Raw genomic sequence first — 20,689 nt, 5'->3', positions numbered from 1 at the left:
CAGAACACTGCTGCAGAGGGGAAGAACATGGGGAACGGGGCGAACGGGCCGCTCAGCGGTGCCGTGATCGCGGTGGCCGGCGCGGGCGGACCCGCCGGGCGCGCCACCCTGCTGCGTCTGGCCGAGGCCGGAGCGACCGTCGTCGGCGCGGACAACGACCCGCAGCGGCTGTCCGAGGCCGTGGACGCGGCCCGGTACGCCTCCGGTGGCGCCACCGTCACCGGTGACACGGTGGATCTGCTCGACCTGCAGTCCACCCGGGACTGGGCCGCCCACGTCGAGAAGGACTTCGGGCGCGTCGACGGCCTGGTGCACCTGGTCGGCGGCTGGCGCGGCAGCGAGACCTTCACCAAGACCAGCCTCGACGACTGGGACTTCCTGGAGCTGCTGCTCGTCAAGACCGTCCAGCACACCTCCCTCGCCTTCCACGAGGCGCTGCAGCGCAGCGAGCGCGGCCGGTACGTCCTGATCAGCGCGGCCGGCGCGTCGAAGCCCACCGCCGGCAACGCCGCCTATGCGTCGGCCAAGGCCGCCGCCGAGGCGTGGACGCTGGCCATGGCCGACTACTTCCGCAAGGCCGGGGGTGAGGAAGGTCCCACGTCCGCGGCTACGATCCTGGTGGTGAAGGCGTTGGTGCACGACGCGATGCGCGCCGAACGCCCCAACGCGAAGTTCGCGGGTTTCACGGACGTCAAGGACCTCGCCGAGGCCATCGAGGGCGTCTGGAGCAAGCCCGCCGCCGAAGTGAACGGAAACCGTCTGTGGCTGACCGAGAAGCCGTGAACCCTCCCAAGACCGACGCGCGTCGCCACCACGACCCGCAGGTCCGCGGTTTCGCCAGTGACAACTACGCCGGAGCCCACCCGGAGGTGCTGGCCGCCCTGGCCCTGGCCAACGGCGGCCACCAGGTGGCGTACGGCGAGGACGAGTACACCGAGAACCTCCAGCAGATCATCCGCAGCCACTTCGGGGCCACCGCCGAGGCCTTCCCGGTCTTCAACGGCACCGGCGCCAACGTGGTCGCGCTCCAGGCGGTCACCGACCGCTGGGGCGCGGTGATCTGCGCCGAGAGCGCGCACATCAACGTCGACGAGGGCGGCGCGCCCGAGCGCATGGGCGGCCTGAAGCTGCTCACCGTCCCCACGCCCGACGGCAAGCTCACCCCCGAGCTGATCGACCGGCAGGCCTGGGGCTGGGAGGACGAGCACCGGGCCATGCCCCAGGTGGTGTCGATCACCCAGAGCACCGAGCTCGGCACCCTCTACACGCCGGACGAGATCCGCGCGATCTGCGAGCACGCCCACGCCCGCGGTATGAAGGTGCACCTGGACGGCTCCCGGATAGCCAACGCGGCCGCCTCGCTGGACGTGCCGATGCGGACGTTCACCAACGCGGTCGGCGTCGACCTCCTCTCGCTGGGCGGGACCAAGAACGGCGCCGTCTTCGGCGAGGCGGTCGTGGTCATCAACCAGGACGCGGTGCGGCAGATGAAGCACCTGCGGAAGATGTCGATGCAGCTGGCCTCCAAGATGCGCTTCGTCTCGGTGCAGTTGGAGGCGCTGCTGGCCAAGGATCTGTGGCTGCGCAACGCCCGGCACGCCAACGAGATGGCGCAGCGGCTCGCCGAGGGTGTCCGCGCGGTGCACGGCGTGGAGATCCTCTACCCGGTGCAGGCGAACGGCGTCTTCGCGAAGCTCCCGCACGACGTGAGCGAGCGGCTGCAGAAGCGCTTCCGGTTCTACTTCTGGGACGAGGCCGCCGGGGTCGTGCGCTGGATGTGCTCCTTCGACACCAGCGAGGAGGACGTCGACACGTTCGTGGCCGCGGTCAAGGAGGAGATGGCCCGCTGACCGGCGATGCATAGATATGCGGCCGCTCGAAAAGTCATTGACTGTCGAGCGGTCGCATTCCTATGCTCTGCGGGCATGGAGCTGATCCAGAACACCGCCGATCTGTCCGCGTACTTGACCGCCGACGAGGTCATCGACCATGGCCATCCCGTCGTGCGGAAAACCGCCGCCAGGCTGGCCGAGGGCGCGGCCGACTCGTATGAATATGCGCGAGCCGCCTATGAGTTCGTACGGGACACCGTCCCGCATTCCCAGGACTCCGGCGACATGCGCGTCACCTGGCGCGCCTCCGACGTCCTGCGGCTGGGCACCGGCATCTGCCACGCCAAGGCCCACGCCCTGGCCGCCCTGCTGCGGGCCGAGGACATCCCCACGGCCCTGTGCTACCAGAGGCTGACGCACGACGACGGCAGCGGTCATGCCCTGCACGGTCTGGTCGCCGTCCGCTTCCACGGCGCCTGGCACCGGCAGGACCCACGGGGCAACAAGCCCGGCGTGGACGCCCAGTTCTCCCTGGACGGGGAGCGGCTGGCCTGGATCCCCGACCCCGGGGCCGGCGAGCTGGACCATCCGGTGCTGTACGCCGCACCGCATCCGGTCGTCCTGGACGCCCTGAAAGCCGCCCCGGACCGGCCGTACCTGTGGAAGACGCTCCCCGACACGCTATGAGGCCGACTACAGCTTCCCAGGGGCGCGGGGAACTGCGCGATCAGCCGCGACCGGCCCGCAGGTGGACACATTGCTCAAGCCCCGAGCCCCACCTGGCCGAAGCGACGCAGGTCAGCGCGCCTCGGCGGTGCGCAGCTGCTCCACCGTCGGTGCCGTACCGCCCAGGTGGGCGGGCAGCCACCAGGAGTCCTCGGGGCCCTTGGGGCGGCCCGGGTAGGCACGCTGTGCGGCCTCCAGCAGCTCCTGGACGGCCTCGCGCAGCCGGCGGGTGATGGCCCCGGCGTACTGGTCGCGGGGTGCCTCGACCGCATCGCCGACGCGGATGGTGACGGGCAGGTGGTCGCGCTTGAAGTTGCGGGCGTGGCCCTTCGTCCACAGCCGCTGGGTGCCCCACACCGCCATCGGGATCAACGGGACACCGGCGTCCTGTGCGAGGCGGGCCGCACCGGACTTGAAGCTCTTCAGCGTGAACGACTGGGAGATGGTGGCCTCCGGGAAGACCCCGATCACCTCGCCGGAGCGCAGCGAGTCCAGCGCGTGCGCGTAGGCCGCCTCGCCCTGGTTGCGGTCCACCGGGATGTGCTTCATCCCGCGCATCAGCGGTCCCGAGATCCGGTGGCGGAAGACGGACTCCTTCGCCATGAAGCGCACCAGACGCTTCTGCGGCAGGGCTGCCAGGCCGTTGAAGACGAAGTCCAGGTAGCTGATGTGATTGCTCACCAGGACGGCGCCGCCCGAGCGCGGGATGTTCTCCGACCCCTGGCAGTCGATCTTCAGATCCCAGGCCTTGAACAGCGTCTTGGCGAGACCGATGACGGGACGGTAGACCAGCTCTGCCATGGGCGGGGTGGGCCCTTTCTGCTCTGCTCGGGAAAGGGGCTCCCGGCGGGAAAGTTACGCAGCCGTAGGTTTACGGCGTCTCGCAGATCGTGCCCGAAGAACGGACGGGTAGCCAGTCCTGGTGCCCCGCGGCGGCGAGATCCTCGTCACGTCGGCCCATATCCCGCCTCCGATATTCAAGTCCTCTTTACTCCGCTTGCTCGGTCCGCACCGTGACCCTCTTCAGGAGCAGGAAGAACTCGCATCCCAGGCAGTACCCGAACGCCGCGTTCAGGAAGGCTGCGGCGAGCGCCGCCCCGGTCGCGGCCAGTCCCAGCCACTGGGGTCCCACCGTGAAGCCGACCAGCCCCAGCCCCGCGAACACCAGACCCACTGCCTGCGCGAACCGGGGCGGTTCCGGCGCCTCGAACTCCCTCGGCGGTCCGAGTCGCGGCCGCACGGCCGTGCGGAACGCCCAGCCGTACGGCGAGTGCTGCACACCCGCGGCGGCGCCGAGCGCGAACGCCACCGTCTGCCAGCCCAGCACCCAGGTGTTCTGCAGGCTCAGCGCCACGGCCAGTACGGCCGTCGTCACGGCCGCCCCGAAGCGCGGCCCCCTCACGTCGATGTTCATGAAGCAAGCATTCCGCAACGGGAACCCCCGCGGGAGGCGGGAATCTTTGCAGTCTCATGAATGCTGGTGCAGATGATGACCGGACTGGTGGTGTGCGTGGCGGTGCTCGTCGTGGCGGGCGCCTTCGGAGTGCTGCACAAGCGGCGGAGCGGGAGAGTACGGGTGCGCGGGCGGGACGGGGACAAGCGGCTGGACGCGGCCGAGCTGGGCGGCGACCTCGGTGAGCGGGCCACGCTGGTCCAGTTCTCCAGCGCCTTCTGCGCGCCCTGCCGGGCCACCCGGCGCATCCTCGGCGAGGTCGCCGGGATGGTCCCCGGAGTGGTTCACGTCGAGATCGACGCCGAGGCCCGTCTGGACCTCGTACGCGCACTGGAGATCCTGAAGACGCCCACCGTCCTGGTCCTGGACGCCGACGGCCGCGTGGTGCGGCGCGCCACCGGACAGCCCCGCAAGGCCGATGTCATCGCGGCCCTGGGGGAGGCCGTGTGAGGGGGCCTCAGGAGACGGAGCGGCGACTTCCGTATCCCGGAACGCGCTTGACTGGGCGCACCACCTATCGTCAGCCTGACCGTATGCCGATCGAACTCCTTCTCCACGGCCGGGTCCACGTCGACCTGGCCCGCACCGCGAGCGCCACCTGTCCGGGCTGCTGAGCACCGACGGCCCAACTCGTGACCTCCATCAGAAGGACAACTCCATGACGGCCTCGCCCGACCTCGGCACCGTTCAGCTCGCTTCTCCCGACCTGTTGCGCTCGACCTTCCGTCGGCATGCCGCCGGTGTGGCGGTGATCACCGCACGTGGTGACGCCGGCCCGGTCGGCTTCACCGCCACCTCCCTCACCTCCGTCTCCGCGGAGCCCCCGCTCGTCTCCTTCGGTATCGGCACGGGCGCCTCCAGCTGGCCCGCCATCGCCGAGACGGAGCACATAGGCGTCCACATACTCGGCGAGCACCAGGGCGAGCTGGCAGCCACCTTCGCCCGCAGCGGTGCCGACCGCTTCGGCGCGCCGACCGTGTGGCGCGAGGGCCCGGAAGGCGTACCGGTGCTCGACGACGTGCTGGCCTGGCTGGTCTGCCGGATCGTCGGGCGTGTTCCCGCCGGTGATCACCGCATCGTGCTGGCCGAGGTGGTCCTGGGCGACCCCACGGGCGCCGGCCGTCCCCTCCTCTACCACCAGGGCCGCTTCAACGGCCTGCGGGATTGATCACGCTCCCCGGTCCTGCGAAGCGGTCGAGTTCCGGTTACGCTGCGTTGCGAAGGTCACAGTTCAAAGCGCTTGCTTAGCGGGCATGAACTGGGTGTACTGACGAGTAATATTTCGGTCGGAGCGCGCGGACGCCCCGACCGGGATCGGCCGCTTGAGGCGCCTATGCTGCCTGCAAGAGGCAGCCCGGAAATGACGATGCAGTAGGAGAGCCGGCGTGAGCTTGAGGATCGTTGTCACTGTGAAGTACGTGCCCGACGCCACTGGCGACCGGCACTTCGCCGATGACCTGACCGTCGACCGCGACGACGTGGACGGTCTGCTCTCCGAACTGGACGAGTACGCGGTCGAGCAGGCGCTGCAGATCGCGGAGGACGCGGACGACGCCGAGGTCACCGTTCTGACGGTCGGCCCCGAGGACGCCAAGGACGCGCTCCGCAAGGCCCTCTCGATGGGTGCCGACAAGGCCATCCACGTCGAGGACGACGACCTGCACGGCACCGACGCCATCGGCACCTCCCTGGTCCTGGCCAAGGCGATCGAGAAGGCCGGTTACGACCTGGTCATCTCCGGCATGGCCTCCACCGACGGCACCATGGGCGTCGTTCCCGCCCTGGTCGCCGAGCGCCTGGGCGTCCCGCAGGTCACCCTGCTGTCCGATGTCTCCGTCGAGGGCGACGTCGTGAAGGGCCGCCGCGACGGCGACGCCGCCTCCGAGCAGCTGGAGGCCTCCCTCCCGGCGGTCGTGTCGGTCACCGACCAGTCCGGCGAGGCCCGTTACCCGTCCTTCAAGGGCATCATGGCGGCCAAGAAGAAGCCGGTGGAGTCCTGGGACCTGTCCGACCTGGACATCGAGGCCGAGGAGGTCGGCCTGGACGGCGCGTTCACCAAGGTCGAGGCCGCGAACGAGCGCCCGGCCCGTACGGCCGGCACCATCGTCAAGGACGAGGGCGAGGGCGGCAAGCAGCTCGCTGAGTTCCTCGCGAGCCAGAAGTTCATCTAAGGGCTCGCCCCCGCTGACCGCCCCTCAACTTCGTTACGCAGGAGAGCAATCCCATGGCTGAAGTCCTCGTCTACGTCGACCACGTGGACGGTGCCGTCCGCAAGCCGACCCTTGAGCTGCTGACCCTGGCCCGCCGCATCGGCGAGCCCGTCGCCGTCGCGCTGGGCAACGGCGCCGCCGACACCGCCGCCACGCTCGCCGAGCACGGCGCGGTGAAGGTCCTCACCCACGACGCGTCCGAGTACGCCGAGTACCTGGTCGTGCCGAAGGTGGACGCCCTGCAGGCCGCCCACGAGGCCGTCTCCCCGGCCGCCGTGCTGGTCCCGTCCTCCGCCGAGGGCAAGGAGATCGCCGCCCGTCTGGCGCTGCGCATCGGCTCCGGCATCATCACCGATGCCGTCGACCTGGAGGCCGGCGACGAGGGCCCGGTGGCCACTCAGTCGGTGTTCGCCGCGTCCTTCACCACCAAGTCGCGGGTCATCAAGGGCACCCCGGTCATCACGGTCAAGCCGAACTCGGCCGCCGTCGAGGCCGCCCCTGCCGCCGGCGCCGTCGAGGCCCTGTCCGTGACCTTCTCGGACAAGGCCACCGGCACCAAGATCACCGGCCGTACGCCGCGTGAGTCGACGGGCCGCCCGGAGCTGACCGAGGCCGCGATCGTGGTCTCCGGTGGCCGCGGTGTGAACGGCGCCGAGAACTTCTCGATCATCGAGGCGCTCGCCGACTCCCTCGGTGCCGCCGTCGGTGCCTCGCGTGCCGCCGTCGACGCCGGCTGGTACCCGCACACCAACCAGGTCGGCCAGACCGGCAAGTCGGTCTCCCCGCAGCTGTACATCGCCAACGGCATCTCCGGCGCCATCCAGCACCGCGCCGGTATGCAGACCTCGAAGACCATCGTGGCCGTCAACAAGGACTCCGAGGCCCCGATCTTCGAGCTGGTCGACTTCGGTGTGGTCGGCGACCTCTTCGACGTCGTGCCCCAGCTGACCGAGGAGATCAAGGCCCGCAAGGGCTGAGCGCCTCCCTGGCTCGACGAGGCCCCTGTGACCGGCGCGGTCACGGGGGCCTCGGTGCATCCTGGTGACGACCGGCCGGCTGCCGACCAGCGTCCGGACGGGGTGTTGACCAGCGAGAACCGCACAGATAACTTCGTTCTACGGATTGTTGATTCCGTACAGCGGAAAAATGGAGGGTGTGGGATGGGTCAGCAGGAGAAGGTGGCGACAAGCCTCGCGGGCGCCGTCAGCGAGGAGATCAGCGCCTCCCTCGCACCGGTCGACGCGGAGCTGGAGCGCCGCTATCCCGGGGACCCCGGCACCAGGCAGCCCGTACACACCGTCTACGTCCCCGGTGACGCCTTCGCCGCCGACACCATCCGTTCCTGGGGCGACCAGGCGCTCGCCGCCCTCGACGCACACGCACCGGACGCCGCCTCCTTCGCCGCGGTGCTCGGCCTGCCCGGCGAGCTGGCCGAGCCGGTCTACTCCCGCGTCCGCGCCAAGCTGGAACACGAGCCGATCGAAGACCTGCGCGTCGACTTCGAGGACGGCTACGGCCCCCGCCCCGACGCCGAGGAGGACGCGGCGGCGGCCCGCGCGGCCCGTCTGATCGCGGAGGCGTACGAGAACGGCACGGCGGCGCCCTACATGGGCATCCGCATGAAGTGCATGGAGGCCGCGGTACGCGACCGGGGCATCCGCACCCTCGACGTCTTCCTCACCGGTCTGATCGAGGCGGGCGGACTGCCCGAGGGCCTGGTCCTCACCCTGCCGAAGGTGACGTACCCCGAGCAAATCTCCGCCTTCGTCCGCCTCCTGGAGGCCTTCGAGAAGGTGCACGGCCTGGACGCCGGCCGGCTCGGTTTCGAGATCCAGATCGAGACCAGCCAGTCCATCCTCGCCACCGACGGCACCGCCACCGTCGCCCGGATGATCCAGGCCGCCGAGGGCCGTGCCACCGGGCTGCACTACGGCACCTTCGACTACAGCGCCTGCCTCGGTGTCTCCGCGGCCTACCAGGCCAGCGACCACCCGGCCGCCGACCACGCCAAGGCGATCATGCAGGTGGCCGCCGCGGGCACCGGCGTGCGCGTCTCCGACGGCTCGACGAACGTCCTCCCCGTCGGCCCGACCGCCAAGGTCCACGACGCCTGGCGCCTCCACTACGGTCTCACCCGCCGCGCCCTCGCCCGCGCCTACTACCAGGGCTGGGACATGCACCCCGGCCACATCCCCACCCGTTACGCCGCCGTCTTCGCCTTCTACCGCGAGGGCTTCGAGCAGGCGGCGGGCCGCCTCGCCCGCTACGCCAACCACGCCGGCGGCGACGTGATGGACGAGCCCGCCACCGCCAAGGCCCTCAGCGGCTACCTGCTGCGCGGCCTGGACTGCGGCGCCCTCGACATCGCCGAGGTCGCCCGCCTCACCGGCCTGACCCGCGCCGACCTGGAGGGCTTCGCGTCGCCCCGGCGCGGTGATCTCACCGCCTCCGCGAAGTGAGGGACTGCCGAGAGCGCCTCGGACGGCAACGATCCCGGGAAGATCAGTGACGGCAGCCGGCCCAGATCAGGTCAGGACCGGGCTGCCGGCCGTCGGCGTACGGCTCCAGACCCGACTCCGTCACCCACTTCTGCTCGGCGAACAGCCGGGTACCTCGCGCGCACAGCGCGGCGTCGCGGCGGGCCCGCATGCAGAACTCCTCGGGCGTGACCCCGAACAGCTCGCGCAAGGGCGCCGATCCCGCAAGGAGTTCGGTGATCAGGGCGCGCTGGTCGCCGGGGTGGCGGCGCGGCGTGTCGGAGCCGTTGTGCAGCACCCCGTGCCGGTTGACGTAGGCGTACGCCCCCGGGAGCACGGAACCGTCCGGCAGCTCGATCCGCACGTCCGGCGCGGGCAGCCAGGCCCGACGGAAGTTGCCGTCGCACAGTGGCACGCCCTCGCTGGCGTCGATCACCTCCAGCTGGCGCCGGTCCAGCCAGATGACGAACAGCTCATGTAACGCGCGCGGGGACTTGACGGGGGAGGCGGAGACATAGCCCAGCCGGCTGACGTGCGCGGACACGCCCACATCGAGGCCGGTCACCCGGGTCCGCACCATGGGCAGCGGGGAACCGATGCCGAACTCCGCCATCTTGTGCCGCAGCTGGCCCGGACAGGCGTTGGAGCCGACGGCGAGGACCGGCACCCGGTCGTCGTACACCAGGCGCTCCAGCGGCAGCATCCGGTCGCCGTGCAGCAGTCCGGAGTCGGCCGGCCAGGCGCCGGGACAGGTCATCGGATGGTCGCGGGGCGCGCCGGCGAGACCGAGCTCCTCCAGGGTGCGGCCGGTCACGGGCGGCTCAGTCGGCCGGCGGCAGCTCGCCCGAGCCGCGCGTGATCAGCCGGGTGGGCAGCTCGATGCGCTCCGGTGCGACGAGCCCGCCGTCCAGTTGACGGAACAGGCGCTCGGCGGCCGTATGGCCGAGGGCGGCCGCGTCCTGGGCGACGACCGTGACGCCCGGCTGGAGCAGATCGGCCAGCTCGATGTCGTCGAAGCCGACGAGGGCGACCTGGCGGGCGTGCTCGGCGAGGACCCGGATCACGGTGACCGTCACCCGGTTGTTGCCCGCGAAGATCGCGGTGACGGGGTGGGGCCCGGAGAGCATCTCCTCCGCCGCCCGGCGCACCCGCTCCGGATTCGTCTGCCCGAGGGACATCCAGGCCTCGTCGACCGGTATCCCCGCGTCCTCCATCGCCGCCCGGTAGCCGCGCAGCCGTTCGGCGGCGGTGTGGATGCGCGGCATGTCGCCGATGAACCCGATCCGGCGGTGGCCGTGCGCGATCAGATGGGCGACGCCGTCCCGGGCACCGCCGTAGTTGTCCGAGAGGACCACGTCGGCGTCGATGCGCCCGGCCGGACGGTCCACGAACACCGTCGCCACGCCCGCCCTGATCTCCGGTTCGAGATAGCGGTGGTCGTCGCCGGCCGGGATCACCACCAGGCCGTCCACCCGCCGTGCGCACAGGGCGAGGGCCAGCTCCTGCTCGCGTTCCGGGTCCTCGGCGCTGGAGCCGTTGATCAGCAGGGCGCCATGGGCCCGCGCCACCTCTTCTACGGCGCGGCTGAGCGGGCCGTAGAAGGGGTCGGCGAGGTCCTCCAGGACCAGGCCGATGCTCGCCGTACGGCCCTTGCGCAGCACCCGGGCGCTGTCGTTGCGGCGGAAGCCCAGTGCCTCGATCGCCTCCTGCACCCGGCGTTCGGTGTCCGGGGTGACTCCGGGCTCGCCGTTGACCACCCGGGAGACCGTCTTCAGACCGACCCCGGCACGCGCCGCCACGTCCTTCATCGTCGGGCGGTTGCCGTAACGGGTGCCGGGAAGGCTGTCTGCGCGGCGGGTGGTCTCGGGCACGATGCGGCGTCCTGTCCTGTCGTACGACTTGTCCGACTTGTCAACGGGATGATGCGTCGATCCTCGGTTTGTATGAGGATGTGGCGTCGAGCATAGAGCCTGGACAACGTTGTCAGATGCGAGAGACACTGTCCACCGCTGTCTCCGGCCTGCGCCCCCACCGCTTGACCGGCCTGTCTTTCCTTGGTTTGCGAGCTTCAACGGGGAGTCTGACTCTGATGCACACCGACCTCGTGGCGGCCCTCGACATCGGCGGTACCAAGATCGCCGGCGGTCTCGTGGACGGCCACGGACGGATCCTGGCCCGAGCCCAGCGCCCCACACCCGCCCAGCACGACGGCGAAACGGTCATGCGGGCGGTGCAGGACGTACTCGCCGACCTCTCCGGATCGCCGCTGTGGGGGCGTGCGCACTCCGTCGGCATCGGCAGCGCCGGACCGGTGGACGCCTCGGCGGGCACCGTCAGTCCGGTGAACGTGCCGGGCTGGCGCGACTTCCCGCTGGTCGAGCGGGTGTGCGTGGCCGTAGGCGGTCTCCCGGTCGAGCTGATCGGCGACGGCGTCGCGATCACGGCCGCCGAGCACTGGCAGGGCGCCGCCCGCGGCCACGACAACGCGCTGTGCATGGTGGTGTCGACCGGTGTCGGCGGCGGGCTGGTGCTGGGCGGCAAGCTGCACCCCGGGCCCACGGGGAACGCCGGGCACATCGGGCACATCAGCGTCGACCTCGACGGCGACCCGTGCCCGTGCGGCTCGCGCGGCTGTGTGGAGCGGATCGCAAGCGGGCCCAACATCGCCCGCCGCGCTCTGGAGCGGGGCTGGCGCCCCGGCCCCGACGGTGACGCCTCGGCCGCCGCGGTCGCCGCCGCGGCCCGCGAGGGCGATCCGGTCGCCGTGGCCTCCTTCGAGCGGGCGGCCCGGGCGCTGGCCGCCGGCATCGCGGCCACCGCGACCCTGGTCGAGATCGACATCGCGGTGATCGGCGGGGGCGTGGGCAAGGCGGGCGACATCCTCCTCACACCCCTGCGGAAGGCGCTCACCGACTACGCGACGCTGTCCTTCGTGCAGCGGCTGACGGTAGTGCCGGCGCAGATGGGCACGGATGCGGGACTGGTCGGCGCGGCAGCGGCGGCGCTGGCGCGCCGACCGGACGCGGCGGGGGTGTGAGGCGGGGGTTCGCCGTAGCGCCGGGTCGGGGCGGAACAGGGCGCTGCTCGCCGGGAGGTGCCGCTGCCAAGGCGACGGCACTGCAGCTCCCGGGGGGCGCGGGGAACTGCGCGACCAGAGCCCCCACGCACCCGCAGTCGCGTACGGTCTCAATCACCCCGAACGGCAGGCGCAGCCCCTCCGCAGCTGACGCTCGCGTTCGCCCAGTCCGCATGGTCGGAGTCGTTGCCGTCTCCCGCGTCGGTGACGACCAGGTCGACGACCTGGGCACCGGTGATGTCGGCGGTGAGCGGCTGGGCCGGCATCGCGTTGGTCAGGACGCCGGTCGAGGCGACCTTCGTGCCGTCCGCCCGGATCTCGAAGGCCACGGTGCCCTTGGGGCCCTTCTCGTCGTCGACGCCGACGTCCGCGGTGACCTTGGTGCAGGCCTTGCCTGTGTAGAAGGAGACGTCGCTCGGTGCATGGGCCCCGAGGCCCCTGGCATACACCGTGCCGCCGATGGTGATCGGGTGGCCGTCGCCCGCGGCGCTCTCCCCGTTGCTGGTGTCGCGTTCCACCGGCCCCCAGCCGCTCGTCGCCGACAGCCACGTCAGGCCGCTCAGGTACGACGTTCCGGCGGGCGGCCGTACCACGACGGACGCCGCCAGCGGGAGGGCACTGGTGACGCGCTCTCCGGCCGGTGAGCGGTAGTCCGCCCGGAGTGTGAGGGCGTAGGACCCGGTCGGTGTCCCCGGCGGGGCGGTGACCTTCCAGGCGGTGCGCAGGGTCCGGTCCGTGGCGAGGGTGGCGGCCGTGGTCGCCGAGGCCGGCTGTACGGTCCACCCGTCGGGGCCGGTCAGGGACACGGACACGCGGCGCGCTGAGGTGCGGCCGAGGTCGGTGACGGTGCTGGTCAGTGTGGCCGGGGTGGCGGCCTCCAGCAACGGGCTCGCGTCCAGGCCGAGTTCGGCGGCGGGCGGGTTGGCGGACCAGTGCGGGTCGGCCGAGACGCGCAGGAGGACCGTGCCGTGGGCGGGGACAGTGGCCGCGATGGTACCCGCGGTGTTGTAGCCACGGTGCTGCCACAGGTCCCGCAGGGTGTAGGCGGGGGCGTCGGACAGGCCGACGGCGGCCGCGGTGGTGGCGATCCGCTGGGCGGTGCCCGACTCGTTGAACAGGGCCACCGCGCGGCTGCCGTCCGTCATCTCCTTGGCGATGACCCAGCGTCCGCCCGCGGAGGAGACGACCGTCCCCTGCCTGCCCAGCGGGTCCTGGTCGACGGCGATGACCTCCTTGTTGTCAAGGATGTCGAAGGTCGCAGGCGAGGCCTTGCGCAGATCGGTGCCGATGAGCAGTGGCGCAGCCATGACCGACCAGAGGGAGAAATGCGAGCGGTACTCGGTGTCCGTCATGCCGCCGTTGCCGACCTCCAGCATGTCGGGGTCGTTCCAGTGACCGGGACCGGCGTACGGCGCGAGGGGGAGGTTCTGCTTCAGGATGGAGAGCATCGAGCCCCAGTTGTCACTGATGTCGCCCGTGGTGCGCCACAGATGACCGACGCCCGACGCCCACTCCCACGGCTTGTTCTCGCCCCATTCGCAGATGCTGTAGACGATGGGCCGGCCTGTTGTCCGAGAGGCGGCCTTCAGCGCGTCACGCATGGTCGTGTACCGCTGCTTGGCGTCGACGCCCTGGTTGTTGCAGTTGTCGTACTTCAGGTAGTCCACGCCCCAGTCGGCGAACTGCTGAGCGTCGCCGTACTCGTGTCCGAGCGCGCCCGGAAAGCCCGCGCTGTTGCAGGTCCTGGTGCCGGCGCTGGTGTAGATGCCGAGCCTCAGCCCCTTGGCGTGGACGTAGTCGGCGACGGCCTTGATGCCGTGCGGGAAGCGGGCCGGGTCGGGCACCAGCTTGCCGTCGGCGTCGCGTTGCGGCAGCGCCCAGCAGTCGTCCAGGTTGACGTACTGGTAGCCGGCGTCCTTGAGGCCCTTGGCCACGAACAGGTCGGCGATGCCCTTGACCATGCTCTCGTTGAAGTCGGCGCGGCAGTGCGTGGAGTTCCAGTTGTTGAAGCCCATCGGCGGGGTGAGGGCGAGACCGTCGGCCAGGCCGGGAACGCCGGCACGGGCCTGGGCGGGGGCCGCCGGGGCGGCGGTGGCGAGGCCCGCCGCGCAGAGCAGTCCCGCGGTGAGCGCTCCGAGCACTCTGCGGCGGGTGGTGCGGGTGTGAGGGTGACGCATCGTTGACGTTCCTCCGACTCGCGAAAGGTGGATCACGGCATGCGGCCACGAGGGCGGCATGTACGTGTCATTGGTGCGCGTTTACGGTAGGACGTGTCGGACTATGTTGGAAGAGCTGTGTCCCGACTGTGCGACATCCCGTCAAATCCCTTGACGGCTGCGCTGTGTGGCCCCCCGACGACGAGAGGGCGTTCGGATGTGTTCGCTTCCGGGGCTCACGCGCCGTCGTCGACGCGACCCCAGCCGGGCAGCGGCGGCCGGGGCCAGGCGGGCGGGCGGGGCAGCAGCCGTGCGGGGCGGTCGGCCGTCAGCGCGTCCGCCGGAATCCGTCCGCTGAGCCAGCCGAGCACCTGGTGCCCGGCCCCGGCGACCGAGGGGCCGTCCGCCGACACCGGCCAGCAGCGGCCGAGATCGACGGCCTCCACCGAGGTGAGGGGGAAGCCCTGGGCGCGCAGTGTGGTGAGGGTGTCGTCCAGCGCCCAGCGGACATAGCGGTCCGGCCACTGCGCGGTGCCGTGGCCGACGCCCAGGTCGAGGTGATGTGTCTCCAGCTCCCGCAGACAGCGCAGCAGCAGGTACCAGGCCGGGTGCCGCCAGCCGGCCAGTGCCGGGACCAGACGGTCCCAGGCGGGGGCGGGCATCGTGCGCGCCTGGGCCGCGAACCGGTCCAGGCTCGCCCGCAGCCGGGTCACGAGCGCCTCGGCGGCCAGCGCCGCGTCCCGCTCGGCCGCCGCGGACAGCGCCGTCGCGTCCGCGCGCGGGCCCGGTGCGCGGCCGGTGCGCGCGAGCCGCAACAGCCACACGTAGGCGTCGACACTGTGCACGACATGGGCGAGCACATGCCCGCGCGTCCATCCGGGCAGCCCCGACGCGGCGCGCAGCCCGGCGTCGGACAGACCGGCCGCGGCGCGCACGAGCAGGGCGCCCGAGCGTACGACGTCCTCGACGGGATCGTCTGGTGTGCCGAGGGACGGGCGTCCGCTCACCGGAACTCCCGCACGACCTCGATGCGGCCGACGATGTGGTCGTTGAACTCGTCCAGCTCCTCGGCGGGCACCCACAGTTCCAGGATCGTCTCGCCGCCTGCCTGCCGTACCGGATACCTCGCGACGAACTCCGTGTCCACCTCGAAACGGGTCACGAAACCGGCGCCGTCGTGCTTGACGTTCCAGTCCCGGGCGATCCGGACGGCGTAGTCCTCGTTGAGGACCGGATAGAAGATCGGCTGTTCCGGGAGCCGGGGCGGCCACGCCCGCCAGTCGAGTGCGCGGACCAGCTCCAGCTCCTTGGGCCCGGTGGGGCGCCAAAGGGTCGTCGTCAGGGTCCGGCTCGTCATGACGTCGCATTTCTGGTCGTGCCTGCCGCTGGAGCCGGCAGGGCGGGATGCCGGACGATACCGGCGCCCCCGCAGAGGGGGCCAGTGGATTTCGGCACGGCGGTCCCCCTGACGGGGGCGCGAAGCGCCGCACCAGGACCGGTGCCGGACGGCTGCCCGGATGCCCGCGTGACCCCTGGGCGGGTCCCGCAGTTGACCAGCGCATGAAGAAGCGCAGCATGCTCGCCATCGCCAGCCTGGCCACCGGATTCGTCGTGGCCGCCGTCACCCCCTCCCACGGGGCGGGCGACCGCCCCGTGGGCGACCTCAAGGTCTCGGACACCGTCGACTCGGCCGGTCACCCGGTCGGGGACGGTCCCGCCGCCGACGACGCCCCCGAACAGGAGTAGGTCCAACGGCCCCCGGCATGTGTGCCGGTGCCCCCGCCGAGGGGGCACCGGCACTCCCGTCCGGCGCCCTCACCGTGGCGGCGTTTCCGTGGCAGGGTGGAGCGGGCAAGCCTCAGGGGGCCAACACAAGAGGGGGAGTCCGTGACCGTCGTCTGGATCAACGGCGCGTTCGGTGCGGGAAAGACCACCACCGCACGGGAACTGATCGAACTGATCCCGAACAGCACGCTCTTCGACCCCGAGATCGTCGGCGGAGCGCTCACGCACCTGCTGCCGGCCAAGCGTCTCGCCGAGGTCGGCGACTTCCAGGACCTGCCGATCTGGCGCCGGCTCGTGGTCGACACGGCGGCCGCGATGCTCGCCGAGCTGGGCGGGACGCTCGTGGTGCCGATGACCCTGCTCCGCCAGGAGTACCGCGACGAGATCTTCGGCGGCCTCGCCGCCCGCCGAATCGCCGTGCACCATCTGCTGCTCGCCCCGGCTGAAACGATCCTGCGCGAGCGGATAGCAGGGCGGGAGGTCCCGCCCGCCCTGCCCGACGGCGAGATGCGCGTGCGGCAGTGGTCGTACGACCACATCGAGCCCTACCGCGCCGCCCTCGCCTCCTGGCTCACCACTGACGCCCATCCCGTGGACACCAGCGCCCTCACCCCCCACGAGACCGCCGTCCGCATCGCCGACGCCGTCGGCAGCGGAGCCGTACCGCCCTGCGACATCGTGCAGACCCCCGAGCCGACCGCCGAGACCCTCGCCGCCGGGGTGCTGCTCTTCGACGAGCAGGACCGGGTGCTGCTCGTGGATCCCACCTACAAGCCCGGCTGGGAGTTTCCCGGCGGGGTGGTCGAGCGGGGCGAGGCACCGGCCCGCGCCGGGATGCGCGAGGTCGCCGAGGAGACCGGGATACGGCTGCGGGAGGTGCCCCGGCTGCTCGTGGTGGACTGGGAACGGCCGGTGCCGCCCGGCTTCGGCGGGCTGCGGTTGCTGTTCGACGGCGGCCTGCTGGAGTCCGGCGAGGCGTCCCGGGTCCTGCTGCCCGGCCCGGAGTTGCGCGGCTGGCGCTTCGCCAGCGAGCAGGAGGCGGCGGAGATGCTCCCACCGGTCCGCTACGAGCGGCTGCGCTGGGCCCTGCGTGCCCGCGAGCGGGGCACCGCGCTGTACCTGGAGGCGGGGGTACCGGTCGGCTGAGCCGCCGCTACGGCACGGCCGCCGATGCCGGGGCCGAACGGTCCGGCGGTTGCCAGGGCCTTGGCCGACTCCTCGTCGCTGAGCCGGTGCACGAGGTCTGCGAGGCGGGTGTGCGCGGTGGGACGACGGGGGAGGGGCACCTCTCCACGGTCAGCCCACGGCCGCCGCTCCGCGCAGAGCGGGTGCGGCGTCTCCCACCACCGGGTCACCATGCCCGAAACAGGCGACCTCCGCGCCGAGGTCCGCCAACGTGCCCAGGGAAGCGAGGAGCCGGGGCCGGTCGAGGTTGAACACGCCCGGGATCACCGTGCCGTCGAACGGTGAGGCGGCCACCGTGTCGCCGGTGAACAGCACGCCCTCCTCGGGCAGGAACAGGGCGATGCTGCCGTCGGTGTGCCCGGGGACGTGGATCACCCGGGCGCCACCGCCGAAGTCCAGCACTTCGCCGTCCGACACGCCGGTGACCGCGGCCGGCGGTACCGGCGTGCCCTCCGGAAGGCGCTGGGCCGCGGCCGCGTGGATCGGCAACTCCCACTCCTCGAACAGCGGCGGCGGGCCCGTGAGTTCCCCGCGGACGAAGGGCGCGTCCAGGTGGTGCGCCAGCACCTCCGCGCCGCTCAGCGCGGCGAACTCGCCCGCCCCGCCCGCGTGGTCCTCGTGGAAGTGGGTCAGCACGATCCGCCGTACGTCCCCGGGCGTGTGCCCCAGCGCCGTGACCGCGTCGGCGATCGCGCGGCCGGCACCGATCGTGCCCGCGTCGACGAGTGTCAACGCGTCGTCGTCGCGCCAGAGGTACGCCTGGCCGACGGGAAAACGCAGGAGGTGGAGCCGGGGGAGCAGCGTGATGACGTCCATGCGCCGACCGTAGGCGGCGCCCCCGCCCGCGGGCGAGGGCGCTCTGCCGGGGGCAGAAGGGTTCAGCCCGCCGCGTAGTTGCGCAGGAACAGCGCCTCGGCGACCGACAGCCGCTCCAGCTCCTCGGGGGACACGCTCTCGTTGACCGCGTGGATCTGCGCCTCCGGCTCGCTGAGCCCGATGAGCAGGATCTCCGCCCGCGGGTAGAGCCCGGCGAGGGTGTTGCACAGCGGGATGGAGCCGCCCTCGCCGGCGTACTGCATCGTCTCGCCCGGGTAGGCGACCGCCATCGCGTCGGCCATCGCCTGGTAGGCCGGGCTGGAGGCGTCGGCGCGGAACGCCTGGCCCTGGCCGATCTGTTCGGTGGTGACCCGGGCGCCCCACGGGGTGCGCGTCTCCAGGTGCGCCTGCAGCAGCTTGGTCGCCTCCGCCGCGTCCACGCCCGGCGGCACCCGCAGACTGATCAGCGCGCGGGCGCTCGCGTGCACGGACGGGGTGGCGCCGACGACAGGCGGGCAGTCGATACCGAGGACGGTGACGGCCGGACGGGCCCAGAGACGGTCGGCGACCGAGCCGTCGCCGATCAGACCGACCCCGTCGAGCACCTTGGCATCCGCGCGGAACTGCTCCTCGGTGTACTCCAGGCCGTTCCACGTACCCGTTGCGTCCAGCCCGTCGACGGTGGTCGAGCCGTCCTCGGCGCGCAGCGAGTCCAGGACGCGGATCAGCGCGGCCAGCGCGTCCGGGGCGGCACCGCCGAACTGGCCGGAGTGGAGGTTGCCCGCGAGGGTGTCGATCCGCACCCGGACCAGGGTCATGCCGCGCAGCGTGGTGGTCACCGTCGGCAGGCCGACGCGGAAGTTGCCCGCGTCGCCGATGACGATGGTGTCGGCCTCCAGCAGCTCCGGGTGCTCCTCGGCGTACCGCTCCAGGCCGCCGGTGCCCTGTTCCTCCGAGCCCTCGCAGATCACCTTGACGTTCACGGGGACGCCGCCGTTCGCCTTCAGGGCGCGCAGCGCGAGCAGGTGCATGATCACGCCGCCCTTGCAGTCGGCGGCCCCGCGCCCGTACCAGCGGCCGTCGCGCTCGGTCAGCTCGAACGGCGGGCTGGTCCAGCCGGCCTCGTCGAGCGGCGGCTGGACGTCGTAGTGCGCATAGAGCAGAACCGTTTTCGCACCCTCCGGGCCCGGCAGGTAGCCGTAGACGGACTGCGTGCCGTCCGGGGTGTCCAGCAGTGCCACGTCGACGAAGCCCTCGGCGCGCAGCGCGTCGGCGATCCAGCTCGCGGCGGCCTCGCTCTCGCTCTTCGGGAACTGGTCGAAGTCCGCCACCGACTTGAAGGCGACCAGCTCGGCCAGCTCCGCCTGCGCCTTGGGCAGCAGCGAGGCGACGGTCTGTGCGACCGGATTCGACGACATGGGCACGCTCCTCGTAGGTGCGACGTTGTACGGGGTGTACCCCGATACTCCCACAGTGGCCTGCGACGACGGCCGCCGTAGGATGCGGGGGACACTACGGCAGCGGCTTGATCGGAGCGGTAGACCATCGTGAGCGGCGAGAACTCTTCGGCGGACGGCGTGCAGCGGGTGTGGGACGTCGTCGTGGTGGGCGCGGGACCCGCGGGGGCCTCGGCCGCCTACGCGGCGGCTGTCGCGGGACGGCGCGTGCTGCTGCTGGAGAAGGCCGAGCTGCCCCGGTACAAGACCTGCGGCGGCGGCATCATCGGACCCTCGCGCGACGCGCTGCCGCCCGGCTTCGAGCTGCCCCTGCGCGACCGGGTGCACGCGGTCACCTTCTCGCACAACGGCCGCTTCACCCGCACCCGCCGCTCCAAGCAGATGCTGTTCGGGCTGATCAACCGGCCCGAGTTCGACCAGCAGCTGGTCGAGCACGCGCAGAAGGCGGGCGCCGAGCTGCGTACGGGCGTCACGGTGCAGCGGGTCGAGCAGCACGGCTCGGCCGTCCCCGACCGGCGCACGGTCGCCGTGATCCTGCAGGGCGGCGAGACGGTGCTGGCTCGTGCGGTCGTCGGCGCCGACGGCAGCGCCAGCCGCATAGGAGCCCACGTCGGAGTGAAGCTGGACCAGGTCGACCTCGGCCTGGAGGCGGAGATCCCGGTGCCGGAGCCGGTCGCCGAGGACTGGAAGGGCCGGGTCCTCATCGACTGGGGCCCGATGCCGGGCAGTTACGGCTGGGTGTTCCCGAAGGGCGACACCCTGACGGTCGGCGTGATCTCCGCGCGCGGTGAAGGCGCCGCCACGAAGCGCTACTTGGAGGACTTCGTCGCGCGGCTCGGCCTTGCGGGCTTCGAGCCGAGCATCTCCTCCGGGCATCTGACCCGCTGCCGCGCCGACGACTCGCCGCTCTCGCGCGGCCGGGTGCTGGTCTGCGGGGACGCGGCGGGCCTGCTGGAGCCGTGGACCCGAGAGGGCATCTCCTTCGCGCTGCGCTCGGGCCGGCTCGCGGGCGAGTGGGCGGTGCGCATCGCCGAGGCGCACGACGCGGTCGACACCCGGCGCCAGGCCCTGAACTACGCGTTCGCGATCAAGGCCGGGCTGGGCGTCGAGATGAGCGTGGGCAAGCGCCTGCTGACCGCGTTCGAGAAGCGTCCGGGCCTCTTCCACGCGGCCCTCACCGGCTTCCGTCCCGCCTGGAAGGCGTTCCGGGACATCACCCAGGGCTCGACCTCGCTGGGCGAGATGGTCCGCTCCCGCCCGATCGCCCAGCGCGTCCTGACCGCGCTGGACCGGGGGCAGGCGGTTCCCGCCGAGGAGCCGGCCGGTTCCTGACCGCACCGGACGAGGGACCGGGTGTCGCGGCCTTGGGGGAGGCCCGGTGGCTACGGCACGGACCGCGCAGGAGGGTGGCTGCGGGGACCGGGCCGTTCGAGGGCGACGAAAACCGGGCCGGCAGCACCTGTGAAGACCGCGCGGGAACAGAGCAGTGCGGGGCCGGGCCGGTCGCAGGCGGCCA

General features: G+C 71.9%; 22 protein-coding genes. 13 read left to right on the top strand and 9 right to left on the bottom strand.

Going from position 1 to position 20,689, the window contains the following annotated elements; translation table 11 throughout:
• The first annotated feature begins 27 nt into the window (after positions 1 to 27).
• From ACIGXP_RS02155 to ACIGXP_RS02145, 3 genes are all read left to right on the top strand, one after another.
• Positions 28 to 783 carry an SDR family NAD(P)-dependent oxidoreductase gene (locus tag ACIGXP_RS02155; protein WP_363218511.1) on the top strand — a complete coding sequence of 252 codons (756 nt, stop codon included), beginning with the start codon at positions 28 to 30 and terminating at the stop codon, positions 781 to 783.
• A complete protein-coding gene (locus ACIGXP_RS02150; protein ID WP_363218512.1) occupies positions 780 to 1,850 on the top strand; it encodes a low specificity L-threonine aldolase in 1,071 nt (356 codons plus the stop codon). Before ACIGXP_RS02155 ends, ACIGXP_RS02150 begins: the two co-directional genes overlap by 4 nt.
• A gap of 75 nt (positions 1,851 to 1,925) precedes the next feature.
• Positions 1,926 to 2,519: a transglutaminase domain-containing protein gene (locus tag ACIGXP_RS02145; protein ID WP_399763029.1), complete on the top strand. Its 594-nt coding sequence runs from the start codon at positions 1,926 to 1,928 to the stop codon at positions 2,517 to 2,519.
• Between the two features lie 111 nt (positions 2,520 to 2,630).
• On the opposite strand, the gene ACIGXP_RS02140 is transcribed toward ACIGXP_RS02145, so the two are convergent.
• A complete protein-coding gene (locus ACIGXP_RS02140; RefSeq protein WP_399763027.1) occupies positions 2,631 to 3,359 on the bottom strand; it encodes a lysophospholipid acyltransferase family protein in 729 nt (242 codons plus the stop codon).
• Positions 3,360 to 3,546: 187 nt separating this feature from the next.
• Positions 3,547 to 3,972 (bottom strand): DUF4395 domain-containing protein, encoded by a 426-nt coding sequence (locus tag ACIGXP_RS02135; protein ID WP_363218515.1) that lies wholly within the window; start codon positions 3,970 to 3,972, stop codon positions 3,547 to 3,549.
• A 75-nt stretch (positions 3,973 to 4,047) separates the two neighbouring features.
• Between ACIGXP_RS02135 and ACIGXP_RS02130 the strand changes: the two genes are divergently transcribed.
• The 6 genes from ACIGXP_RS02130 (at position 4,048) to ACIGXP_RS02105 (ending at position 8,680) form a co-directional block, all read left to right on the top strand.
• Complete coding sequence (locus ACIGXP_RS02130) at positions 4,048 to 4,461, top strand: TlpA family protein disulfide reductase (protein WP_399763540.1); 414 nt, start codon at positions 4,048 to 4,050, stop codon at positions 4,459 to 4,461.
• An 83-nt stretch (positions 4,462 to 4,544) separates the two neighbouring features.
• Complete coding sequence (locus ACIGXP_RS02125; protein WP_363219762.1) at positions 4,545 to 4,625, top strand: putative leader peptide; 81 nt, start codon at positions 4,545 to 4,547, stop codon at positions 4,623 to 4,625.
• Positions 4,626 to 4,669: 44 nt separating this feature from the next.
• Entirely contained in the window at positions 4,670 to 5,179 is a 510-nt protein-coding gene (locus tag ACIGXP_RS02120) for a flavin reductase family protein (RefSeq protein WP_399763025.1), read from the top strand.
• 217 nt (positions 5,180 to 5,396) lie between these two features.
• The gene (locus ACIGXP_RS02115; protein ID WP_363219751.1) at positions 5,397 to 6,182 is read left to right on the top strand and encodes an electron transfer flavoprotein subunit beta/FixA family protein; all 786 of its coding nucleotides are present in this window, start codon (positions 5,397 to 5,399) and stop codon (positions 6,180 to 6,182) included.
• A 53-nt stretch (positions 6,183 to 6,235) separates the two neighbouring features.
• The gene (locus tag ACIGXP_RS02110) at positions 6,236 to 7,198 is read left to right on the top strand and encodes an electron transfer flavoprotein subunit alpha/FixB family protein (protein ID WP_363219752.1); all 963 of its coding nucleotides are present in this window, start codon (positions 6,236 to 6,238) and stop codon (positions 7,196 to 7,198) included.
• A gap of 183 nt (positions 7,199 to 7,381) precedes the next feature.
• Positions 7,382 to 8,680: a DUF6986 family protein gene (locus ACIGXP_RS02105; protein WP_399763022.1), complete on the top strand. Its 1,299-nt coding sequence runs from the start codon at positions 7,382 to 7,384 to the stop codon at positions 8,678 to 8,680.
• Positions 8,681 to 8,723: 43 nt separating this feature from the next.
• Here the strand turns inward: ACIGXP_RS02105 and ACIGXP_RS02100 are convergent, their stop codons facing one another.
• Positions 8,724 to 9,512, bottom strand: a complete 789-nt coding sequence (locus tag ACIGXP_RS02100) for a hypothetical protein (protein WP_399763020.1) — start codon at positions 9,510 to 9,512, stop codon at positions 8,724 to 8,726.
• Between the two features lie 7 nt (positions 9,513 to 9,519).
• The gene (locus ACIGXP_RS02095; protein ID WP_399763018.1) at positions 9,520 to 10,569 is read right to left on the bottom strand and encodes a LacI family DNA-binding transcriptional regulator; all 1,050 of its coding nucleotides are present in this window, start codon (positions 10,567 to 10,569) and stop codon (positions 9,520 to 9,522) included.
• Positions 10,570 to 10,787: 218 nt separating this feature from the next.
• Here ACIGXP_RS02095 and ACIGXP_RS02090 point away from each other — a divergent pair, with 218 nt between their 5' ends.
• Positions 10,788 to 11,735, top strand: coding sequence for an ROK family protein (locus tag ACIGXP_RS02090; protein WP_399763016.1), 948 nt, complete (start codon positions 10,788 to 10,790; stop codon positions 11,733 to 11,735).
• A gap of 149 nt (positions 11,736 to 11,884) precedes the next feature.
• Here the strand turns inward: ACIGXP_RS02090 and ACIGXP_RS02085 are convergent, their stop codons facing one another.
• The 3 genes from ACIGXP_RS02085 to ACIGXP_RS02075 form a co-directional block, all read right to left on the bottom strand.
• Positions 11,885 to 13,951: an NPCBM/NEW2 domain-containing protein gene (locus ACIGXP_RS02085; RefSeq protein WP_399763014.1), complete on the bottom strand. Its 2,067-nt coding sequence runs from the start codon at positions 13,949 to 13,951 to the stop codon at positions 11,885 to 11,887.
• A gap of 215 nt (positions 13,952 to 14,166) precedes the next feature.
• Positions 14,167 to 14,937, bottom strand: coding sequence for a maleylpyruvate isomerase family mycothiol-dependent enzyme (locus ACIGXP_RS02080; protein WP_399763012.1), 771 nt, complete (start codon positions 14,935 to 14,937; stop codon positions 14,167 to 14,169).
• Positions 14,934 to 15,287, bottom strand: coding sequence for a hypothetical protein (locus ACIGXP_RS02075; RefSeq protein ID WP_363219760.1), 354 nt, complete (start codon positions 15,285 to 15,287; stop codon positions 14,934 to 14,936). The genes ACIGXP_RS02080 and ACIGXP_RS02075 overlap by 4 nt, the downstream gene beginning before the upstream one ends.
• A 203-nt stretch (positions 15,288 to 15,490) precedes the next feature.
• Here ACIGXP_RS02075 and ACIGXP_RS02070 point away from each other — a divergent pair, with 203 nt between their 5' ends.
• Both ACIGXP_RS02070 and ACIGXP_RS02065 read left to right on the top strand, forming a co-directional pair.
• On the top strand, positions 15,491 to 15,676 hold the full coding sequence (locus ACIGXP_RS02070) for a hypothetical protein (RefSeq protein WP_363219761.1): 186 nt from the start codon (positions 15,491 to 15,493) through the stop codon (positions 15,674 to 15,676).
• Positions 15,677 to 15,817: 141 nt separating this feature from the next.
• On the top strand, positions 15,818 to 16,861 hold the full coding sequence (locus ACIGXP_RS02065; RefSeq protein ID WP_399763010.1) for an NUDIX domain-containing protein: 1,044 nt from the start codon (positions 15,818 to 15,820) through the stop codon (positions 16,859 to 16,861).
• A 150-nt stretch (positions 16,862 to 17,011) separates the two neighbouring features.
• Here ACIGXP_RS02065 and ACIGXP_RS02060 read toward each other — a convergent pair whose 3' ends face one another.
• Both ACIGXP_RS02060 and ACIGXP_RS02055 read right to left on the bottom strand, forming a co-directional pair.
• Entirely contained in the window at positions 17,012 to 17,716 is a 705-nt protein-coding gene (locus ACIGXP_RS02060) for an MBL fold metallo-hydrolase (protein ID WP_399763008.1), read from the bottom strand.
• Between the two features lie 62 nt (positions 17,717 to 17,778).
• Positions 17,779 to 19,134: a dipeptidase gene (locus ACIGXP_RS02055; protein WP_363219330.1), complete on the bottom strand. Its 1,356-nt coding sequence runs from the start codon at positions 19,132 to 19,134 to the stop codon at positions 17,779 to 17,781.
• A 129-nt stretch (positions 19,135 to 19,263) separates the two neighbouring features.
• Between ACIGXP_RS02055 and ACIGXP_RS02050 the strand changes: the two genes are divergently transcribed.
• Positions 19,264 to 20,505 (top strand): geranylgeranyl reductase family protein, encoded by a 1,242-nt coding sequence (locus tag ACIGXP_RS02050; RefSeq protein WP_399763006.1) that lies wholly within the window; start codon positions 19,264 to 19,266, stop codon positions 20,503 to 20,505.
• Positions 20,506 to 20,689: the final 184 nt, after the last annotated feature.

The organism is Streptomyces sp. NPDC053069 (assembly GCF_044546895.1).
Taxonomy (GTDB): domain Bacteria; phylum Actinomycetota; class Actinomycetes; order Streptomycetales; family Streptomycetaceae; genus Streptomyces.
Note: the sequence above shows the minus strand (reverse complement) of the source record. Positions and strands in the feature narration are given on the sequence as shown.